At 70.2% G+C, this 17,632-nt stretch carries 16 protein-coding genes; 10 read left to right on the top strand and 6 right to left on the bottom strand.

Features of this window, described 5'->3' with window-relative positions:
- The first annotated feature begins 6 nt into the window (after positions 1-6).
- Positions 7-906 carry an LLM class F420-dependent oxidoreductase gene (locus tag OHA73_RS42540; RefSeq protein ID WP_327658027.1) on the top strand — a complete coding sequence of 300 codons (900 nt, stop codon included), beginning with the start codon at positions 7-9 and terminating at the stop codon, positions 904-906.
- Here OHA73_RS42540 and OHA73_RS42545 read toward each other — a convergent pair.
- The gene (locus tag OHA73_RS42545) at positions 903-1,772 is read right to left on the bottom strand and encodes a LysR substrate-binding domain-containing protein (RefSeq protein WP_327658028.1); all 870 of its coding nucleotides are present in this window, start codon (positions 1,770-1,772) and stop codon (positions 903-905) included. The two genes, OHA73_RS42540 and OHA73_RS42545, sit on opposite strands and share 4 nt — an antisense overlap.
- Positions 1,773-1,864: 92 nt before the next feature.
- Here OHA73_RS42545 and OHA73_RS42550 point away from each other — a divergent pair, with 92 nt between their 5' ends.
- The 4 genes from OHA73_RS42550 to OHA73_RS42565 all read left to right on the top strand — a co-directional run bounded on the left by OHA73_RS42550 (position 1,865) and on the right by OHA73_RS42565 (position 5,350).
- Positions 1,865-2,227: a DoxX family protein gene (locus tag OHA73_RS42550; RefSeq protein WP_327658633.1), complete on the top strand. Its 363-nt coding sequence runs from the start codon at positions 1,865-1,867 to the stop codon at positions 2,225-2,227.
- 78 nt (positions 2,228-2,305) lie between these two features.
- Positions 2,306-2,917, top strand: coding sequence for an acyl-CoA-like ligand-binding transcription factor (locus OHA73_RS42555; protein ID WP_327658029.1), 612 nt, complete (start codon positions 2,306-2,308; stop codon positions 2,915-2,917).
- A 78-nt stretch (positions 2,918-2,995) separates the two neighbouring features.
- Positions 2,996-3,813 (top strand): IS5 family transposase gene (locus OHA73_RS42560; protein ID WP_443063185.1). Its coding sequence is split into 2 segments (ribosomal slippage): positions 2,996-3,344 and positions 3,344-3,813, totalling 819 coding nucleotides; the frame shifts between segments, so codons are not numbered across the junction.
- Between the two features lie 64 nt (positions 3,814-3,877).
- The gene (locus OHA73_RS42565; RefSeq protein WP_327658030.1) at positions 3,878-5,350 is read left to right on the top strand and encodes an FAD-dependent monooxygenase; all 1,473 of its coding nucleotides are present in this window, start codon (positions 3,878-3,880) and stop codon (positions 5,348-5,350) included.
- A 20-nt stretch (positions 5,351-5,370) separates the two neighbouring features.
- Here the strand turns inward: OHA73_RS42565 and OHA73_RS42570 are convergent, their stop codons facing one another.
- Genes OHA73_RS42570 through OHA73_RS42580 form a run of 3 tightly spaced genes read right to left on the bottom strand, consistent with a single transcriptional unit; the run spans position 5,371 to position 7,980 of the window.
- Positions 5,371-5,961, bottom strand: coding sequence for a GrpB family protein (locus tag OHA73_RS42570; RefSeq protein WP_327658031.1), 591 nt, complete (start codon positions 5,959-5,961; stop codon positions 5,371-5,373).
- Between the two features lies 1 nt (position 5,962).
- Entirely contained in the window at positions 5,963-6,907 is a 945-nt protein-coding gene (locus OHA73_RS42575) for a fumarylacetoacetate hydrolase family protein (protein WP_327658032.1), read from the bottom strand.
- Between the two features lie 53 nt (positions 6,908-6,960).
- Complete coding sequence (locus OHA73_RS42580) at positions 6,961-7,980, bottom strand: LacI family DNA-binding transcriptional regulator (RefSeq protein WP_327658033.1); 1,020 nt, start codon at positions 7,978-7,980, stop codon at positions 6,961-6,963.
- 273 nt (positions 7,981-8,253) lie between these two features.
- Between OHA73_RS42580 and OHA73_RS42585 the strand changes: the two genes are divergently transcribed.
- The 5 genes from OHA73_RS42585 (at position 8,254) to OHA73_RS42605 (ending at position 14,122) form a co-directional block, all read left to right on the top strand.
- The gene (locus tag OHA73_RS42585; protein WP_327658034.1) at positions 8,254-9,357 is read left to right on the top strand and encodes a glycoside hydrolase family 172 protein; all 1,104 of its coding nucleotides are present in this window, start codon (positions 8,254-8,256) and stop codon (positions 9,355-9,357) included.
- Positions 9,358-9,441: 84 nt separating this feature from the next.
- A complete protein-coding gene (locus OHA73_RS42590) occupies positions 9,442-10,800 on the top strand; it encodes an ABC transporter substrate-binding protein (protein ID WP_327658035.1) in 1,359 nt (452 codons plus the stop codon).
- Complete coding sequence (locus OHA73_RS42595) at positions 10,797-11,756, top strand: carbohydrate ABC transporter permease (protein ID WP_266724477.1); 960 nt, start codon at positions 10,797-10,799, stop codon at positions 11,754-11,756. The genes OHA73_RS42590 and OHA73_RS42595 overlap by 4 nt, the downstream gene beginning before the upstream one ends.
- A complete protein-coding gene (locus tag OHA73_RS42600) occupies positions 11,746-12,594 on the top strand; it encodes a carbohydrate ABC transporter permease (protein ID WP_266724479.1) in 849 nt (282 codons plus the stop codon). Before OHA73_RS42595 ends, OHA73_RS42600 begins: the two co-directional genes overlap by 11 nt.
- A 28-nt stretch (positions 12,595-12,622) precedes the next feature.
- Complete coding sequence (locus OHA73_RS42605) at positions 12,623-14,122, top strand: FGGY-family carbohydrate kinase (protein WP_327658036.1); 1,500 nt, start codon at positions 12,623-12,625, stop codon at positions 14,120-14,122.
- 42 nt (positions 14,123-14,164) lie between these two features.
- Here OHA73_RS42605 and OHA73_RS42610 read toward each other — a convergent pair whose 3' ends face one another.
- Together OHA73_RS42610 and OHA73_RS42615 are read right to left on the bottom strand one after the other, a co-directional pair.
- Positions 14,165-15,922, bottom strand: coding sequence for a glycosyltransferase (locus tag OHA73_RS42610; RefSeq protein WP_327658037.1), 1,758 nt, complete (start codon positions 15,920-15,922; stop codon positions 14,165-14,167).
- A gap of 162 nt (positions 15,923-16,084) precedes the next feature.
- Positions 16,085-17,548 carry an APC family permease gene (locus tag OHA73_RS42615; protein WP_327658038.1) on the bottom strand — a complete coding sequence of 488 codons (1,464 nt, stop codon included), beginning with the start codon at positions 17,546-17,548 and terminating at the stop codon, positions 16,085-16,087.
- Between the last annotated feature and the right edge of the window lie 84 nt (positions 17,549-17,632).

The following is a 17,632-nucleotide window of genomic DNA, read 5'->3' on the forward strand; positions in this document are numbered from 1 at the left end:
CGGGGCATGGCCAACATCAATTTCAGTTCTCGTGTCGGCGTCTGGTGGACCAGTGACCGGTGGCCGATCAACGACGTCGTCGCCCGAGCCCGTGAGATCGAGAACCTCGGCTACGCCTCGCTGTTCTACGGCGAGGCCGGAGGCAAGGAGACCTTCACGCAGGCCGCCGCCCTACTGGGCGGCACCGAACGACTGGTGGTCGGCACCGGCATCGCCAACATCCACGCCCGCAGCGCCCCCGCGAGCGAAGCGGGCGCTCGTACGCTCGGCGCGCTGCACCCGGGCCGCTTCGTGCTCGGCCTCGGCGTCAGCCACGCCCCACTGGTGGAGCACAGCTACGCCGGTTCCTACAGCAAGCCGCTGGCCACCATGCGGGAGTACCTGCGGACCATGGACGCGGTGCCGGCCGAGGTGGAGCCGGACGGGCAGCGCCCGGCCCGACTCCTCGCCGCCCTGGGCCCGAAGATGATCGAGCTGTCCGGCAAGGCGGCCGACGGGGCGCACCCGTACCTGGTGACCCCGGAGCAGACCGCGTCCACCCGCGAGCAGCTGGGGCCCGACAAGTGGGTGGTCAGCGAGCAGGGGGTCGCGCTCACCACGGACCGGGAGACCGGTCTGCGGCGTGCGCACCAGCACCTGCACATGTACTCGCAGCTGCCCAACTACCGTAATTCCTGGCTGCGTCAGGGATTCGACGAGTCCGACGTGGTCATCGGCGGTTCGGACAAGCTGGCCGAGGCCATGGTCGCCATGGGCGACGCGGAGACGGTCGCCGCGCGCGTGCGGGCGCAGCTGGACGCGGGCGCCGACCAGGTGGTCGTGCAGGTCCTCGGAGACGACCCGTCCGCCGACCCGCTGCCGGCGCTGCGCGAACTCGCCCCGGCCCTCGGCCTCGGCACCGCTTAAGAGGAGGCGGCCGATCGGTCGCGGTACGTCGTGGTCGCGAGCTGGACGAACGAGCGGATCATCGGGTTGGTGCCGCCGTCGCTCCACGCCGCGACCACGCGGCTCGGCGGCATGTCGGTCAGCGGCACCACGGTGAGTCCCTGCCCAGGTTGGTGACCCAGGAGTGTCATGCCGACCGTGCCGTTCCAGAGCACGGCCTGCCGGCACTCCTGGACCGTGCGGACCACCGGGCCCTCGCGGGGCCGCCCGCCGCTCCAGTACGCCTGCCAGCCGGGGTCGGTGCCCGGCGGGAACACGAACCAGCGGCGGTCGGCCAGGTCCGCCAGGGCCAGGCTGTCGCGGCGGGCCAGCGGATCGTCGTCGCGCAGCAGGGCGCCCACCGGGTCGGCGCCCAACTCGCGTACGGCCAGGCCGGTTTCGTCGAACGGGCCACGGGTCAGGGCGATGTCGACGAGGCCGGCGTGCAGCCCGCAGGTGGGGTCGGTGAGGTCGGTCTCGCGGATGTGCACCTCGACGCGCGGGTGCGCACGGCTGTGGGCGGCGGCAAGCCGGGTCACGGCCGGATCGCTGCTGTCGCCAAGGACACCCACGGTAAGAGCGGCGGATCCCGCCGCCGCTGCCACCCGGTCGCGTACCAGGTCGGCCCGCTCCAGCAGGGCGCGCGCCTCGTCGAGCAGCATGACACCCACCGCGGTCGGCGTGACACCGGCGGGGGAGCGGTCGAACAGCGCGGCTCCGACCTCGGTCTCCAGCTGCTTGATCGCCCGGCTCAGCGGGGGCTGGCTCATGTGCAGCCGGGTGGCGGCCCGGCCGAAGTGGAGTTCCTCGGCGACCGCCACGAAGTAGCGCAGCGTGCGTAGCTCCATGCGGGGACGATACCCGTACGGTATCGGCCTCGCGAAACGGGTCTTGGACGGAACGCCTGCCCCGGCGGTGGAATCGGGGTATGACCGAGGAACTGAAGCTCGCCTATTGGATCGTCGCGGGGCTGCTGGCCCTGTTCTACGTCTACTCGGGCGGGCTCAAGGTGGTCCGCAGTCGCGAGCAGCTGCGGCCGATGATGGCCTGGGTGGACAGCGCGCCGATGCGGGCCGTCAGGGCGATCGGGGCGCTGGAAGTGCTCGGCGCGCTCGGCCTCGTGCTGCCTCCGCTGACCGGTATCGCGCCTTGGCTGGCGCTGGTCGCGGCCATCGGGTTCGTGGTCCTGCAGATCGGCGCGACGTGGCTCCATCTGCGCCGCGGTGAACGTCAGATCGGGCTCAATGGTGTGCTGCTCGGCGCGGGCGCCGTGGTGGTGGCGCTTGCGACAACCTGGCTGTGAGCGGGAGGCCGTAGCGGCGTGACATATTTGCGTGCCACGCATTATTGCGTGTCGCGCAAGTTTTGCTACGGTGGTGCCATGAGCGGACTGAGGGAGCGCAAGAAGGAAGCCACACGCGTGGCGCTGAGCTGGGCCGCGATCAGGCTCACCGTGGAACGCGGGCTCGACAACGTCCGGGTCGAGGACATCGCCGAGGCGGTCGGCGTCTCGCCGCGCACCTTCAACAACTACTTCTCCAGCAAGGCGGAGGCGATCGCCTTCCGTCACCTCCAGCGCTCCCTTCGGGTGGCCGCGGAGGTGCGGTCCGCGCCGGAGGGTGAGCCGTTGTGGGAGGTCATCTCCCAAGCGGTGCTACGGCAGTTGGAGCCGGGGCCCGAGGTGCGGGAGATGCCGCCGCAGGAGCCGGCCGACTGGGCGGCGGGGCTCCGGGTGATGGTGGCCGAGCCTGCGTTGCAGGCCGAGATGCTGCGGGCGGGCAAGGTCGCGGAGAGCGAACTCGCCGCGGCGATCGCCGACCGCACGGACACGTCCGTCGATGTCGACCTCTACCCCCGCCTGGTGGCCGCGACCGTGACCGCCGCCAACAGCGCCGCGATCGACCTGTTTCTGCAGGGCGGTGCGGAGGGGTCGATGGAGGCTCTGCTGCGGTCGGCCCTCACGATGCTCGCCGCAGGGCTGCCGACCCCTTAAACCCTCTCAGTCCTCTAGAGGCCCTAACAGAAGTGGTTGATCATGTGACTGTCGGGCTGGTTGCTCGTTGTTGTGGGCATGGGGAAGCGGGATGCTCGTCCGTGGATCGTGTCCGACGAACTGTGGTCGCTGATCGAGCCGTTGCTGCCGGAGCCGGGCCCGAAGAAGGTCGAGGGAAGACCTCGTATCCCGGACCGGCAGGCGTTGTGCGGGATCCTGTTCGTGCTGCACACCGGCATCCAGTGGGAGTACCTGCCCCAGGAGTTGGGGTTCGGGTCGGGCATGACCTGCTGGCGGCGGCTGGCCGCCTGGAACGAGGCCGGTGTGTGGGACGCACTGCACCTCGTGCTGCTGAAGAAGCTGCGCTCGGCGGGACAGCTGGACTGGTCGCGGGCGGTGATCGACGCCTCGCATGTGCGGGCGGCCCGACGGGGCCCAAAAGCGGGCCGAGCCCGGTCGACCGCGCACGGCCGGGCAGCAAGCACCACGTCCTCACCGACGGCCAGGGCATCCCGCTCGCGGTGTCGCTGACTGGCGGCAACCGCAACGACGTCACCCAGCTGATTCCACTGCTCGACAAGGTTCCGCCGGTGACCGGCACGGTCGGACGGCCCCGCCGGAGGCCGGACTTGTTGTTCGCCGACCGCGGCTACGACCACGACAAGTACCGCCGCCTGGTGCGACAGCGCGGGATTCGTCCGGTGATCGCCGAGCGCGGTCAACCGCACGGCACCGGCCTGGGCATCTTCCGGTATGTCGTCGAACGCACGATCGCGTGGCTGCACGGCTTCCGACGCCTGCGCATCCGCTGGGAACGACGTGACGACATCCATGAAGCCTTCCTCGCCCTGGCCACCTGCCTGATCACTCACCGACACGTCCAACGCCTTTGTTAGGACCTCTAAGCCCTCCAAGCCCTCTAAGCCCTTCAAGTCCTCTCAGTCCTCAAGGAGGCATGTCATGTACGACGTGATCATCGCGGGCGGCGGCCCCAACGGGCTGATGCTGGCCTGCGAGCTGGCGCTGTCCCGGGTGCGCCCGGTCGTCATCGAGCGGCTCACCGGACCGAAGACGGAACCCCGGGCGAACGGCCTGGTGGGCCAGGTGGTGCGGATGCTGGACCGGCGCGGCCTTTACGCCCGGATCAGCGGTTCCGACGAACCCGCACGGCCCGCGCCCCGCTACATGTTCGGCGCGTTCCCCCTGGAACTCCACCGGCTCGAGAACAACCCGGTCGGCATTCTCCCCGCACCCCAGGCCCGGATCGAGGCGGTCCTCGTCGAACGGGCCGCCGAACTCGGCGTCGATTTGCGCATGGGCCAGGAGGTCACCGATGTCCACCAGGACGCCGACTCGGTCCGGGTGACCCTGGCGAGCGGGGAACACCTTACGACCCGTTACCTGGTGGCCGCCGACGGAGGCCGCAGCACCGTGCGCCGCCTGGCCGGCATCGGCTTTCCCGGAGTCACCAACGACGACTTCGTGTCACGCTCCGCGAACGTCTCCGCGCGCGATGAACACGTGGGCCCACAAGGCGAGTTGATCGTCCCCGGCTACGGGACGCTGCCGCCCACCATGTACGTACGCACCGAGCGCGGGACCATCGTCTGGGCCCGGCTGCCCGGCCGCCCCGCGAGCGTCCACACCACGGAGGTCGAGTCACCGGACGAGGACCGTTCCGCGCCGATGACCTTCCAGGAACTGCTCGACAGCGCCGAACGCGTCCTGGGCGCACCCCTGCCGGTACTGCCACCCGAGGGTGAAGGGCCGCACCTGCTGCGCCGCCTCGTCGGAGGCAACACCCGGCTCGCGGACCGCTACCGGGAAGGGCGGATCCTGCTGCTCGGGGACGCGGCCCACGTGCACTCCGCGATCGGCGGCCCCGGCCTCAACCTGGGTCTCCAGGACGCCGTCAACCTCGGCTGGAAACTGGCCGCAACGGTGCGCGGGTGGGCGCCCGCAGAACTCCTCGACACCTATGACGAGGAGCGCCGCCCCGTCGCCGAACGCGTCGTGGACTCGACCCTCGCCCAGTCGGCGATGCTGCGCCCCGGCCCGGAGGTCACCGCTCTGCGGACCGTCTTCGGCGAGATGCTGGCCACGACCGCGGGCACGGAACGCGTCGCCCACCTCGTCGCCGGCACCACCGAGGGCTTCGCACCCGACCTCGTCGTGCACACCGCCACGGGAACGCACCGGCTGGCCGAACTGACCGTCACCGGGCGCCCGTTGCTCCTCGACCTGGGCGGCGGATTCGCCGACGTGGCGAAGCCCTGGCACGACCGGGTCGACGTGATCACCGGCACGGCCGACGGCACCGACGCGACGGGCATGCTGCTGCGTCCCGACACCCATCTCGCCTGGACCGGCCACGGCCCGGACGACGTGAGCGGACTGGAGACGGCGCTGCACCGTTGGTTCGGCGCACCGTAGAGGTGGGGTGCAGGTGTGTGTCACCTGCGCCGTGTCGGAGCGGGGGCGGGATGCCAGCCGGTGCGGGAGGCCCAGGCCTCCGCGGCCGCCATCAGCACCTCGGTGGCCGGCGCCTTGATCTGCCCGTAGTCGGACAGATCGGGGACGCTGCGGGCCAGGCGCTGCTTGAACGCTCCCCACGCCCGGCGGGCATCCTCCTCCGCGCGCAGGTAGTCCCGGAACAGCAGCGCGAAGCGGGAGTTGGGGCGTCCCTCCTCGCGCACGTGCACATTGCAGCGACGCGCACCGACCGGCGGCGCGAACACCAGCTTGCGGCACTCCTCGCCGCCCGAGACCTCGACGCGGTTCCAGGGCTCGGGACGGCGGCGGAAACCGATCGCCGCGAGCAGGGCGGTGTGCACGTTCTCGTCGAGCGCCGCGACCCGGACCTGGATGTCCACACAGTCCTTCGCGGCCAGACCCGGCACTGACGTGGAGCCGACATGGTCGATCGAGAGAGCCTGCGTGCCGAGCGCGGCCCTCAGCACGCCCGCCAGCCGCTCGAACTCCGCGGCCCACTCCGGCCGATGGTCCAGAACCGCCAGCGGACCGGACTCATCGGGGAACGGCACGTCAGACGCTCCCCGAAGCGGATCGACGGACGTCGCGGCGGATCAGCGGGCGGTCCACCGCCTCGACCAGCCAGTCTAGTTCGGCCCGCCCGACGCGCACATGGTTGGTCAGCACGCCCACCCCGTCGATCGCCGTCTCGACCAGGTCACCCGCTTGCAGCGTGAAGTCGATCTCCGGCACGATGCCGGTCCCCGTGGACAGCACGGCCCCGTCGGGGAACGGCTGGCACCGCCACAGGTACTCCGCCAACTCCTCGGGCGAGCGGTGGAACGCGGCCGTGGAGATCGCTCCCCGGAACGCGGCGGACCCGTCCCGCCACACGGTCAGCGAGATCTTCAGCGCCTGCGGGGCGTCGACCTCCCACACGGGGACGATGCCCGAGGACACCGCCGCGCTGCCTGCGTAGATCTTCGCCTGGGGAAGATAGAGCGGGTTCTCGCCCTCGATGGAGCGCGAGCTGACGTCGTCCACGATCACGTAACCGACCGTCTGCGCCGCTTGGTTGAGCACCACGCCGAGCTCCGGCTCCGGCACGTTCAGCTCGGAGTCGTCCCGGACCGCGATCGGTTCGTCGTCGGTGACCAGGCGCCACGGCAGCGCCTTCAGGAACAGCTCGGGCCGTTCGGCGTCATAGACCCGCTCGTACACCGACTGCTCGGTGCTCTCCTCGACGCGGGCCTCGCGCGAGCGCTCGTACGTCACGCCGGCCGCCCACAGCTCCATCAGGCCGTCCATCGGCGGCAGCAGGAGCACTTCGGCCTCGTCGGTGTCGGGCCGCTGCCGCGCGGCGGTCGCCTCCACCAACTCCCGCAGCCCGTCGGCCGACAGCCGCAGCAGGTCGGCGACGCGGGGCGCCCCGTCGAAACTGCGGATCGCGCCGGATGCGTCGGCGATCCCTGTCTGTACGGTCCCGGTGTCGTCGGCGAAGCGGACGATGCGCGTCATGCGGGGGTCCTTTCCTCGGGCTTCCCGGTCTGTGTACTTCCGTGCGTGTGCAGTCAGTTGGGGGTGGGGCCGCTCGTCGATTCCCGGACCTGGAGCGAGGTGCGCAGCACCACCGTCTGCAGCGGCTTCGCGGTCCCCGCGATGCGCTCCTGCAACAGCTGCGCGGCCGCGAACCCCAGCTCGTACGAAGGGAGTTGGACCGAACTGAGGGACGGTGTCACCAACTCGGGCCAGGGCACGTCGCCGAACGAGAGCAGTCCGGTGCCCGGCGGTTCGAGCCCGGCCTCGCGCAGCGCCGCGAGCGCGCCCACCGTCATGAGGTTGTTGGCCACGAACACGGCGTCCGGCGGCTCGGGCAGGGCGAGCAACCGCTCCATCGCGGCGCGCCCGCCGTCCACGCGGAAGTCCCCGTGCACGACGTATTCGGGGGGCGGCTCGGCCGGCTGCCCGGTGTCGCCCAGGTGGTCGCGCAGCACCGCCCGGTACCCGGCGAGGCGTTCGTCGGACGTGGAGGCGCCGTCGGGGCCCGCGATACAGGCGATACGCCGGTACCCGCGGGCCAGCAGATGCTCGGTGGCCTCCTCGCCGCCGTGCCGGTTGTCCATCATCACGGCATCGACGGATGCGCCGCGCGGGCGCCGGTCGACCGCGACCACCGGGGTGCCCCGGTCGACGAGCGCGGACAGGTCGGTGCGGTGCCGGGAGGCGGCGGCGACTATCACCCCGGCCATCTGCTCGGCCGCGGCCACCTCCAGATAACGGTGCTCCTTGTCGACGTCCTCGTCCGTGTTGCACAGCACCACCGACAGGTTGGTCTCCTGCGCCGCGTCCTCGACGCCGCGGGCGAGCGCGGTGAAGAACGGGTTGCCGATGTCCGGGATGATCAGTCCGATCACGGAGGCGCGCTGCATCCGAAGCGAGCGGGCGACCCGGTTGGGCGCGAAGCCGAGCAGGGCCGCGGCGGCGCGCACGGTCGCGGCGCGCTCCGCGGTGACCCGGCCGCCGTTGAAGACCCGCGACACGGTGGCGGGGGAGACCCCGGCCTCGCGCGCCACGTCGTAGATCGTCGCCACAGACCTCTCACGCAGCCCCTCGTCCAGGCGGGGCAGACGGCCCCGCGATCCGTGCTGTGCCCGGTGGTGCCGCCATTGTCCGCCTGAGCAACTCCCCTTCCCACGCGAAGTCTTGACAGCGTCTGGCGGGAAACCTACGTTCCCGTGAAACGGATTTCAAGACGTTCGGCCGCGGCCGCAAAGGGTGCGGATTTTTCAGCTCGGCATTCCAGACATTGACGGAGAGAACCTCCGCGATGTCATGCGAAATCGATTTCAAACGACGGAGCTTCGATGAGCATCGCCCCCGGACTGACCGGCCTCGCCCGCACCACGAGCGCGGTCACCCGCTCGATCAGCGCGGAGAACTTCACGGGCGCCAAGGGCGCAGGCGGCATGGCGACCGAGGGCACCGGCGCGCGGGCCGCGAGCAGGCTCGGCCGCGGCTGGAAGATCTCGCCGAGCATCGACATCGCGGCCGGCGAGACCGTCGTCCTCGCCGACATCGAGGGCCCCGGCACGATCACCCACATCTGGTGCACCACGGCCCCGCACGCGGCCTGGCGCCAGACGTTGCTGCGCTTCTACTGGGAGGGCGAGGACACCCCGGCCGTCGAGGTCCCGCTCGGCGACTTCTTCTGCAACGGCTGGAACGTCTTCAGCCAGGTCAGCTCCATCCCGGTGGCGGCGAACCCGAACGGCGGGCTCAACGCATACTGGCCGATGCCGTTTCGCCGGGCGGCCCGCATCACGCTGGAGAACCTGGCCCCCGAACAGCTCACGCTCTACTACCAGGTCGACTACGAACTGGGCGAAGTCGCCGACGACGCCGCCTACTTCCACGCCCAGTGGCGGCGCAGCAACCCGGTCACGGCGGGCACCGACCACACGCTCCTCGAAGGCGTCGAGGGCAAGGGCCAGTACGTCGGCACGTACCTCGCCTGGGCGGTCAACAGCCCCGGCTGGTGGGGCGAGGGCGAGCTGAAGTTCTTCCTGGACGGCGACGACGAGTGGCCGACCATCTGCGGCACCGGCACCGAGGACTACTTCGGCGGCGCCTGGAACTTCGACGTCCCCGGCCAGGGCTACACCGCGTTCACCACCCCGTACCTCGGACTCAACCAGATCCTGAAGCCGGACGGACTCTACGACAGCCAGCAGCGGTTCGGGATGTACCGCTGGCACGTCCTCGACCCGATCCGCTTCCAGGACGACCTGCGCGTCACGGTGCAGTGCCTGGGCATCGGCCGCGGCCAGGGCAACGGCCTGCCGCACCGCTACCGCGCCAACCACGACGACATCGCGTCGACGTCCCTCTTCTACCTGGACCGCCCCGCAGGCTCTGGCCTGCCGTCCACCCCGGACCTGCTCGACCTCGAGGTCGACACGCACATGTAGCCGGTCCGGTTCGTCCGGCACCCCGCACCACCCCTTCGTAGGCAGGCACGTACCCACACCCACAGAGAGAGACGGGAGCACGCCATGCTCCGACACGGCAAGGGCGCCGTGGCGCCGTCCCGCCGCCGCATCCTCGGCGGCGCCGCCGGGCTCGCGGCGGCCGGCGCGACCGGGCCGCTGGTGAGCGGTTGCGGTGGGCCGGCCAAGGCCGAGGGCGGGACGTTGAAGTTCTGGCACTTCTACGACTCGGCCTCCTCCGATCCCGCGATGCGCGGCCAGGCCAAGTGGTTCGACGACGTCATCCGCGACTGGAACGCCACGCACGACGTGAAGGTCGAGCCGTTCTTCGTTCCCGGCACCAGCTACCAGGGGTCGAAGATGGTCACGGCCTTCGCCTCCGGTACCGGCCCGGACATCTTTCTGCTGAGCCCCGGTGACTTCCTGCGCTACCAGAACGGCGGCATCCTCGCCGACCTCACTCCGCACATGGACAGGGCGGCCGTCGCGGACTACGGGACGTCGCTGACCAGCCGCGTGGTCGAGGGCAAGGTGTACGCCCTGCCGATGGAGGTCGAACCGTTGGCGATCTTCTACAACGTCCGCAACTGGGAGAAGGCGGGCCTGTCCGAGGCCGACATCCCCACCACGTGGGACGGGCTCCTCGACGCAGGCGACAAGCTGCGCGCCAAGGGCGGTGGCGCCGGGCTCGTCTTCGAGACCGACCCCGGCTACTACCAGAACTTCACCTGGTACTGCTGGATGTGGCAGGGCGGCGGCGACGTCCTCGACAAGGACGGCAACGTCACGTTCGACTCCAAAGCGGCACGCCAGGGCCTGTCCCTGTGGCAGGACGCGGTCCGGCACGGCATCGCGCCACGCACCAAGCCGGCCGCCGGCGACCAGCTCAGCGCCTTCAAGGCGGGTCAGGCAGGGATGTGGCAGAGCGGCATCTGGATGGTGAACACGTTCAAGGTGGGTGCGCCCGAGCTCGAGTACGGAGTGTTCAAGCTGCCCACACCGCCCGGCGGCCGCTACTCCACCGCCGTCGGCGGCTGGTCCTTCTGCGCCAGCACGCAGTCGAGCAACCCGGACGCCGCCGCCGAGTTCTGCGGATGGGCGCTCGGCCGCATGAACAAGAAGTCCGTCGACCGCACCGTCTCCTGGTGCACCGGCGTGAAGTCCGATGTGTCGCCGCGCGCCTCGGCGCTCAAGGCCGCCACCGCCAAGGGCGGTTACGACTCCTGGGCGATGAAGAAGTTCAAGAACGAGATCTTCCCCGGGGGGCGGCCCGAGCCGCGCTACCCCCCGGTCGTCTACAAGGCGGTCTCGGACGCCATCCAGGCCACCATGCTCGGCGGCAAGGGCGTGGCCTCCGAGGCCGACCGGGCCGCGCAGACCATCGAGGCGTACATGAAGAGCTACCAGGGGGCGAGCTTGATATGAGCAGCATCGCTACCGAACGGCAGCAGGCCGCCGCGCCACCGGCCGCCGCGGAACACCCGCCCCGCCGCAGGCTGAGCCGCAAGCACCGGGAGTGGATCGCGGCCGGTCTCTTCCTGCTGCCCGACGGACTCGGCCTGTCCGTCTTCGTGATCCTTCCGATGTTCTTCTCGATCGTCCTGAGCTTCTTCCAGGTGTCGGGCTTCGGCTCGTACGAATGGATCGGACTCGGGAACTACGAGCGGATGTTCAACGACCCGTACTTCTGGTCCTCGATGTGGGTCACGGCGAAGTACGTGGTCATCATGGTGCCGGTGCTCTTCGTCGTCAGCCTCGGGCTCGGCATCCTCATGAAGCAGAAGCTGCCCGGCATGGCCGTCTACCGTACGGCCCTGTTCATGCCGTACATGCTCAGTCTCGTCGTCGCGGGCCTGCTGTGGAAGTTCATGTTCGACGAGCAGACCGGCGTCGCCAACAAGATCGTGGGCGCGTTCGGCATCAGCCCGCAGTCGTGGCTCGGCGACCCCAGCCTCGCGCTGTACTCCGTCATCCTCGTGACGGTCTGGTACATGATGGGCTACTACATGATCATTTTCCTCGCGGGCCTCAACGAGATCCCCAAGGAGTACTACGAGGCCGCCAAGATCGACGGCGCGAGCCCGTGGACGTCCTTCCGGAAGATCACCTGGCCGCTGCTGCGTCCCACGAGCTTCTTCGTGCTCATCATGACCACGGTCGCCGCCATCACCGGCACCTTCGACCTGGTCTACTCACTGACCGCCGGCGGACCGGCCAACGGGACCGCCGTCGCCATGTTCTACATCTACCAACAGGCGTTCGTCTTCGGTGAGTACGGCTACGCCTCCGCTCTCGGCACGTTCCTCGTACTGATCATGGTCGTGCTGTCCTGGGTCATCTTCAAGCTCACGAAGGGCGGGAGGTTCGACGATGGAGAGTGACACCGTCACCACAGGCATGACGCCCCGTACGCGTTTCGGTAAGCGCGGAGGGCTCACGATCGTCGGGATCGTCCTGTCGCTGGTCAGCCTCTTCCCGATCCTCTGGGCCATTTCCTCGTCCTTCAAGACGCGCGCCACCGTCACCGACGGCAAGCTGCTCCCGAACGACTTCACCTGGGAGAACTTCCGCTACGTCTTCACCGAAGTACCCTTCGGGCGCTGGCTGTTGAACAGCTTCATCATGGCCGCCGTCATCACCGTCGCGGCCCTGTTCTTCCACTCCATGGCCGCCTACGCGCTGGCCCGGCTGAAGTTCCCCGGCCGCGACTCGATCTTCGCCGTCATCTTCTCGACGCTGCTGATCACCGCGCCCGTGGTGCTCATCCCGCTGTTCATCATCGTGCGCCAACTCGGGATGCTGGACAGCTACGCGGGCCTGATCATCCCGCTCATCTTCAACGCGTTCGGGATCTTCCTGCTGCGCCAGTTCTACCTGGGCATCCCCAAGGAGCTGGAGGAGGCGGCGATCGTCGACGGCTGCGGCTACTGGCGCGTCTACTGGAACATCATTCTGCCGCTGTCCCGGCCGATCCTCTCCGCGCTGGCGGTGTTCTTCTTCCTCGCGAACTGGAACCAGTTCGCCTGGCCGCTGGTGTCCACGAGCAGCACCGACCTCACCGTCACCCAGGTCGGTATCTCGTCCTTCACTACGCAGTACGGCGCGAACTGGAACTACATCCTCGCCGCCGCCGTGATCGCGGTGATCCCCATGCTGACGTTGTTCCTCATCTTCCAGCGCCAGATGGTCGAATCGATCAAGACCTCTGGCCTGAAGTAGAAGAAGCAGAACCAGAAAGGGTGACCACATGACTCAGCCCTGGCGCCAGCCCCAATCCGCAGTCATCGGCGTGGACATCGGTACGTCCAGCAGCAAGGGGATCCTCGTCGCCCTCGACGGCACCGTGCTGCGCACCGCCGTCCGCGAGCACACCGTCGACCGTCCCGCCCCGGGGCACGTGGAGATGCCGGGTGAGGTGTGGTGGGACGAATTCGTGTTCCTCGCGCGCGAGTTGACGTCCGCCGAGGACACGGACGTGGTCGCCGTCGGCGTCAGCGGCATGGGGCCGTGCGTGCTGCTCACCGACGCCGACGACATGCCGCTGCGGCCCGCGATCCTGTACGGCGTCGACACCCGCTCCGTCGCCCAGATCGAGCGCCTGGAAAGGGAGTTGGGGGCGGACGAGATCGTCCAGCGGTGCGGATCGCGGCTCACCTCGCAGGCGGCGGGCGCCAAGGTCGCGTGGGTCGCCGACGAGGAGCCGGAGGTGTTCGCCCGCGCCCGCCGCCTCTACATGCCCAGCTCGTGGCTCGCCCGCCAGCTCACCGGCGCCTACGTCCTCGACCACCACTCCGCCAGCCAGTGCACACCGCTCTACGACACCCTGGCCCGCGACTGGTACGCGCCGTGGGCCGAGCGGATCGCGCCCGGTGTCGAACTCCCGCCGCTGCGCTGGTCCGGCGAGGCGGCCGGAACCGTCACCGCCGAGGCCGCCCGCGCCACGGGCCTGCCCGCCGGTATCCCCGTCACCACCGGCACCGTCGACGCCTGGGCCGAGGCGCTCAGCGTCGGTGCGCACGGCGTCGGTGACCTGATGCTGATGTACGGCACGACCATGTTCCTCGTGCACACCGTGCCCGACCTGCTGCGCGATCCCGCGCTGTGGAGCACGGTCGGCGCGCTGCCCGACACCCGCAACCTCGCGGGCGGCATGGCCACATCCGGCGCCGTCACCGGCTGGCTGCGCGACCTGTTCGGCGACGTCGACTACCCCGAACTCCTGGGCCTCGCCGAGAAGTCGGGGCCCGGCGCGAACGGCCTGCTGATGCTGCCGTACTTCGCGGGGGAGCGCACCCCCGTGGACGACCCGCGCGCCCGTGGTGTCATCGCCGGTCTCACCCTCGGCCACACACGCGGCGACCTGTACCGGTCCGCCCTGGAGGCCACCGCCTTCGGTGTGCGGCACAACATCGAGGCGCTGGAAGCCGCGGGCGGCGACATCCGCCGCGTCGTCGCCGTCGGCGGCGGCACGCAGGGGCGGCTGTGGACCCAGATCGTCTCCGACGTCACCGGCCGCACGCAGGAGGTGCGGACGACCTCCGTCGGAGCCTCCTACGGAGGGGCCCTGCTCGCCGCGCAGCTCGTCACGGACGACGCCCGCATCGACGACTGGAACCCCGTCGCCGAACGCCTCGCGCCGCGCCCCGAGGTGACGGCCCGCTACGACGACCTGTACGCCCTCTACCGCGACCTCTACCCGGCGTCGGCGGACGTGACGCACGCCCTGGCCGACCTTCAGACCCGCTGAGGAGACACGGCGCCGCAGGCCACGATGTTCCGCGAACTGGGGCTACGCGTCCACCTGTGCGGGGACGTGTGCCTCTAAGGATGGCTGCCCCCGCGCGGCGGTCGACAGCGCCCGGTCCGCGCGGAGGGCCAGCAGCGGCGCCGACCAGGCCAGGCAGGCGTACCAGGCCAGCAGGGCACAGACGCCGAACGAGGCCGCGCCTGACGGGGCCAGAATGCCGGTTGCGGCGGCGGCGAGCGCCCACAAGGCACCCAGGGTGACCTCGGGCCACACCGGCCACAGCGCCGCGAGCCCCTTCGCGAACGCGGGGAACTTGTCGGTGCGCCGCCACGGGCGTCGCGTGGTCCACCAGGACGGCAGCACGGCGGCCCAGGTGATGTGGTGCAGCGCGGTCTGCGCCCACACGGCACGCGCAGCCTGCCGCGCGGGAGCGCCGAGCACACGTCGTAGAAGACACCAACGCAACGTCAGTCCGTTCAGGGCGAGCAACACGGCCACAACGGGCAGGGCCGGATCCCACGGCACCGCTCCACCGCACACCAGGACGGCGCCGAGAACGGCCGCGCATCCCATACCGATCGCCGTGCAGGCGGCACGTGTCATCTCCCGGGCCCCGTGATGGGCGTGCAGCAGCTTGTGCCACCCGGTCATCAGGGACGCATGCGCCCGGCGCCCCGGCAGCATCAGCCGCCAGTGCCGGCGCAGCTCCTGGGCCGGCCCGAAGACCCAACGGGCGCGCTGGCGACGGTAACCGGCGAAGGTCTCCGGGACGAGACCCTGGCCGAAGCTCTCGTCGAAGTAGTGGGAGCGATATCCCGCCGCGTGCAGGCGCAGGGACAGTTCGGAGTCCTCGGAGCTGCACCATTGCGCCCAGCCTCCGACCTCGCGCAGTGCGGAGGCCCGGATCAGGCACATGGTGCCCGCCACGATCGCGGCGCCCCGTTCGGCACGGGCCACCAGGTACGTGCCGTACATCTGCCGGTATTCCCAGTAGCAGCCGCTCAGGTAGGGGCTGTCGTGCCAGTCGCGGTAGTCGTGGCGGGACTGGACGAACCCGGTACGGGGGTCGTCGAAGAGCTGCACCAGCCTTGAGAGGAAGTCGGGACGCGCCTGGTAGTCGGCGTCCAGGACGGCCACGACGGTCGCGCGCGAATCGATGTGCCCCATCGCGTAGTTGAGCGCCCCGGCCTTGGCTCCGGCAAGCCCCTCCATATGATGGAAGCGAAACCTTTCGCCGAGGCGTGCGCAGTGGTCGCGCACCGGCTGCCACAGGGTTGGATCGGCGGTGTTGTTGTCGATGACCAGCACTTCGTAGTCTGCGTACCGCTGCTCGGCCAGCGCGTCGAGGGTCGCGACGACCACCTCTGGCGGCTCCGCGTGGCAGGGAACCTGAACGCTCACCGTTGGGCCGCTGTGGCGCTCCCGTGCCGGGGGCACGTGTGAACGCCGCCAGGTGTCACGCAGCAGCCGCTCCTGGTTCAGGTACGCGTCGAGCAGGAGCAGCAGTACGCGAGGCACACCGGCCACCAGCCACACCGTCATGGCCGTGCGCGCCACCCAGGCTCCCTCACCGGTGGCCACGGCGGAGGCACACCAGGCCAGCAGGGCCAGATGCGCCGCCACCGAAACCGGGACCGCGATGCGTCCGGCGGAGTGCAGAGCTCCCGTCAGTGGCCGCGCCATCAGACACACCAGGGGAACCACGGCCATCAGGAGGAGGGCATCGACGGACAGCCACCGCCCGTGGAGGGCCGCCGCCGATCCCGCGGCGAGCGCCAGCACCAGGGCCCATTCGGACACCGCGCCACCACGGGGGCTCCCGCGCCGGGCCCTACGGCACAACAACAAGGTCGCCGCCGTGTGCGCAACCGCCAGCGTCACCGCCACACTGCCCAGAACCGACATGTTCTGCCAACGAGGTGTCTACGGCGAAGTCACCTGTTTCACTCCGATGCGCGGCGGTCAGCGCGCCGCCGTCTCCGCCTCCCGCTCGACCTCCTCCCGCAGCGCCGACCTGCGCCGCCCGAACGCCAGGTACAGCGCGGCCGCCAGGGCCAGCCAGCACAGGAACAACGTCCATGTCAGGCCCGGCAGTTGGTAGGCGAGGTAGGCGCAGGCGGCGGCGGTGAGGATCGGCACCACCGGGTAGAGCGGGACCCGGAAGGGGCGCGGGGCGTCAGGGGCGATGCGGCGCAGCACCATCACCGCCGCTGCCACCGCCACGAAGGCGATCAGCGTGCCCATGCTGGTCAGGTCGGCCAGCTCCTGGAGCGGCACGAACCCGGCGAGCGCCGCGACCGCGACACCCACGATCCAGGAGTTGGCCGCGGGAGTGTGCCGCTTGCGGTCGACCCTGCGGAAGACCTGGGGCACCAGGCCGTCCCGCGCCATCGAGAACAGGATGCGGGTCTGCCCGTAGAGGGTGACCAGGACGACGCTGAAGATGGAGACGACCGCGCCGGCGGAGAGGATCAGGGCGGCGGTGCCGGAGCCGGTGACCGACGTGAGGATCGACGCGAGCACCGCCTCGCCGGCCGCTTCCTGGCGCGCGAACGCCCCCTCCGGCTGCGCGCCGATGCCGGCGACCGCGACCAGGATGTAGAGGGTCGTCACGACGAGGAGTGTCAGGAGGAGCGCGAGCGGGATGGTGCGGCGGGGGTTGCGTACTTCCTCGCCCGCGGTGGATACCGTGTCGAAGCCGACGTACGAGAAAAAGACGGCGGAGGCCGCCGCGGTGATGCCGCCCAGGCCGTGCGGCGCGAAGTCGGCGAAGCGGTCGGCCCGGAAGGCGGTGAGGGCCACCGCCGCGAACATCACGAGGACGGCGAGCTTCACACACACCAGGATCGAGTTGACCAGGATGGACTCCCGGGTGCCACGGGCGAGGAGCGCCGTGCACGCCAGGACGACGACGATCGCCGGGATGTTCACCATGCCGCCCGCGCCCGGCGGTTGGCTGATCGCGTCGGGCAGCGTGACACCGAAGAGCGCGTCCGAGACCTCGTTGAGGTACTGGCCCCAGCTGACCGCGACGGTGGACACCGCCACCCCGTACTCCAGGACCAGACACCAGGCGACGAGGTACGCGATGCCCTCACCCAGCGAGGCGTACGCGTACGAGTAGGTGCTGCCCGCCACCGGGATCGCCCCGGCCAACTCCACGTAACAGAGCGCCGCGAGGGCGGCGACGGTGCCCGCGATGACGAACGACAGCACGACGCCGGGACCGGCCGTGGGCACGCTCGTGCCGAGGACGAAGAAGATGCCGGTGCCGAGCACGGAGCTGATCCCGAGCAGCGTCAGCCGTCCCAGACCCATGGTGCGTTCCAGGCGGGGTCCTTCGTGCGGATCGCCCTCGCCCTCGGCGGCAGCGACGATGCTGTCCAGGGGTTTGCGGCGCAACAGCTGAGTGGCCACTGGGCCCATGGGTCCTCCTGTACGACGAGTGACACGGCGACCGGGACGCCGTGCGGTCGGTGAGGCCCCGGATCCTTCGGGACCGGCGGGCCC

This window comes from Streptomyces sp. NBC_00483 (genome assembly GCF_036013745.1).
GTDB lineage: Bacteria > Actinomycetota > Actinomycetes > Streptomycetales > Streptomycetaceae > Streptomyces.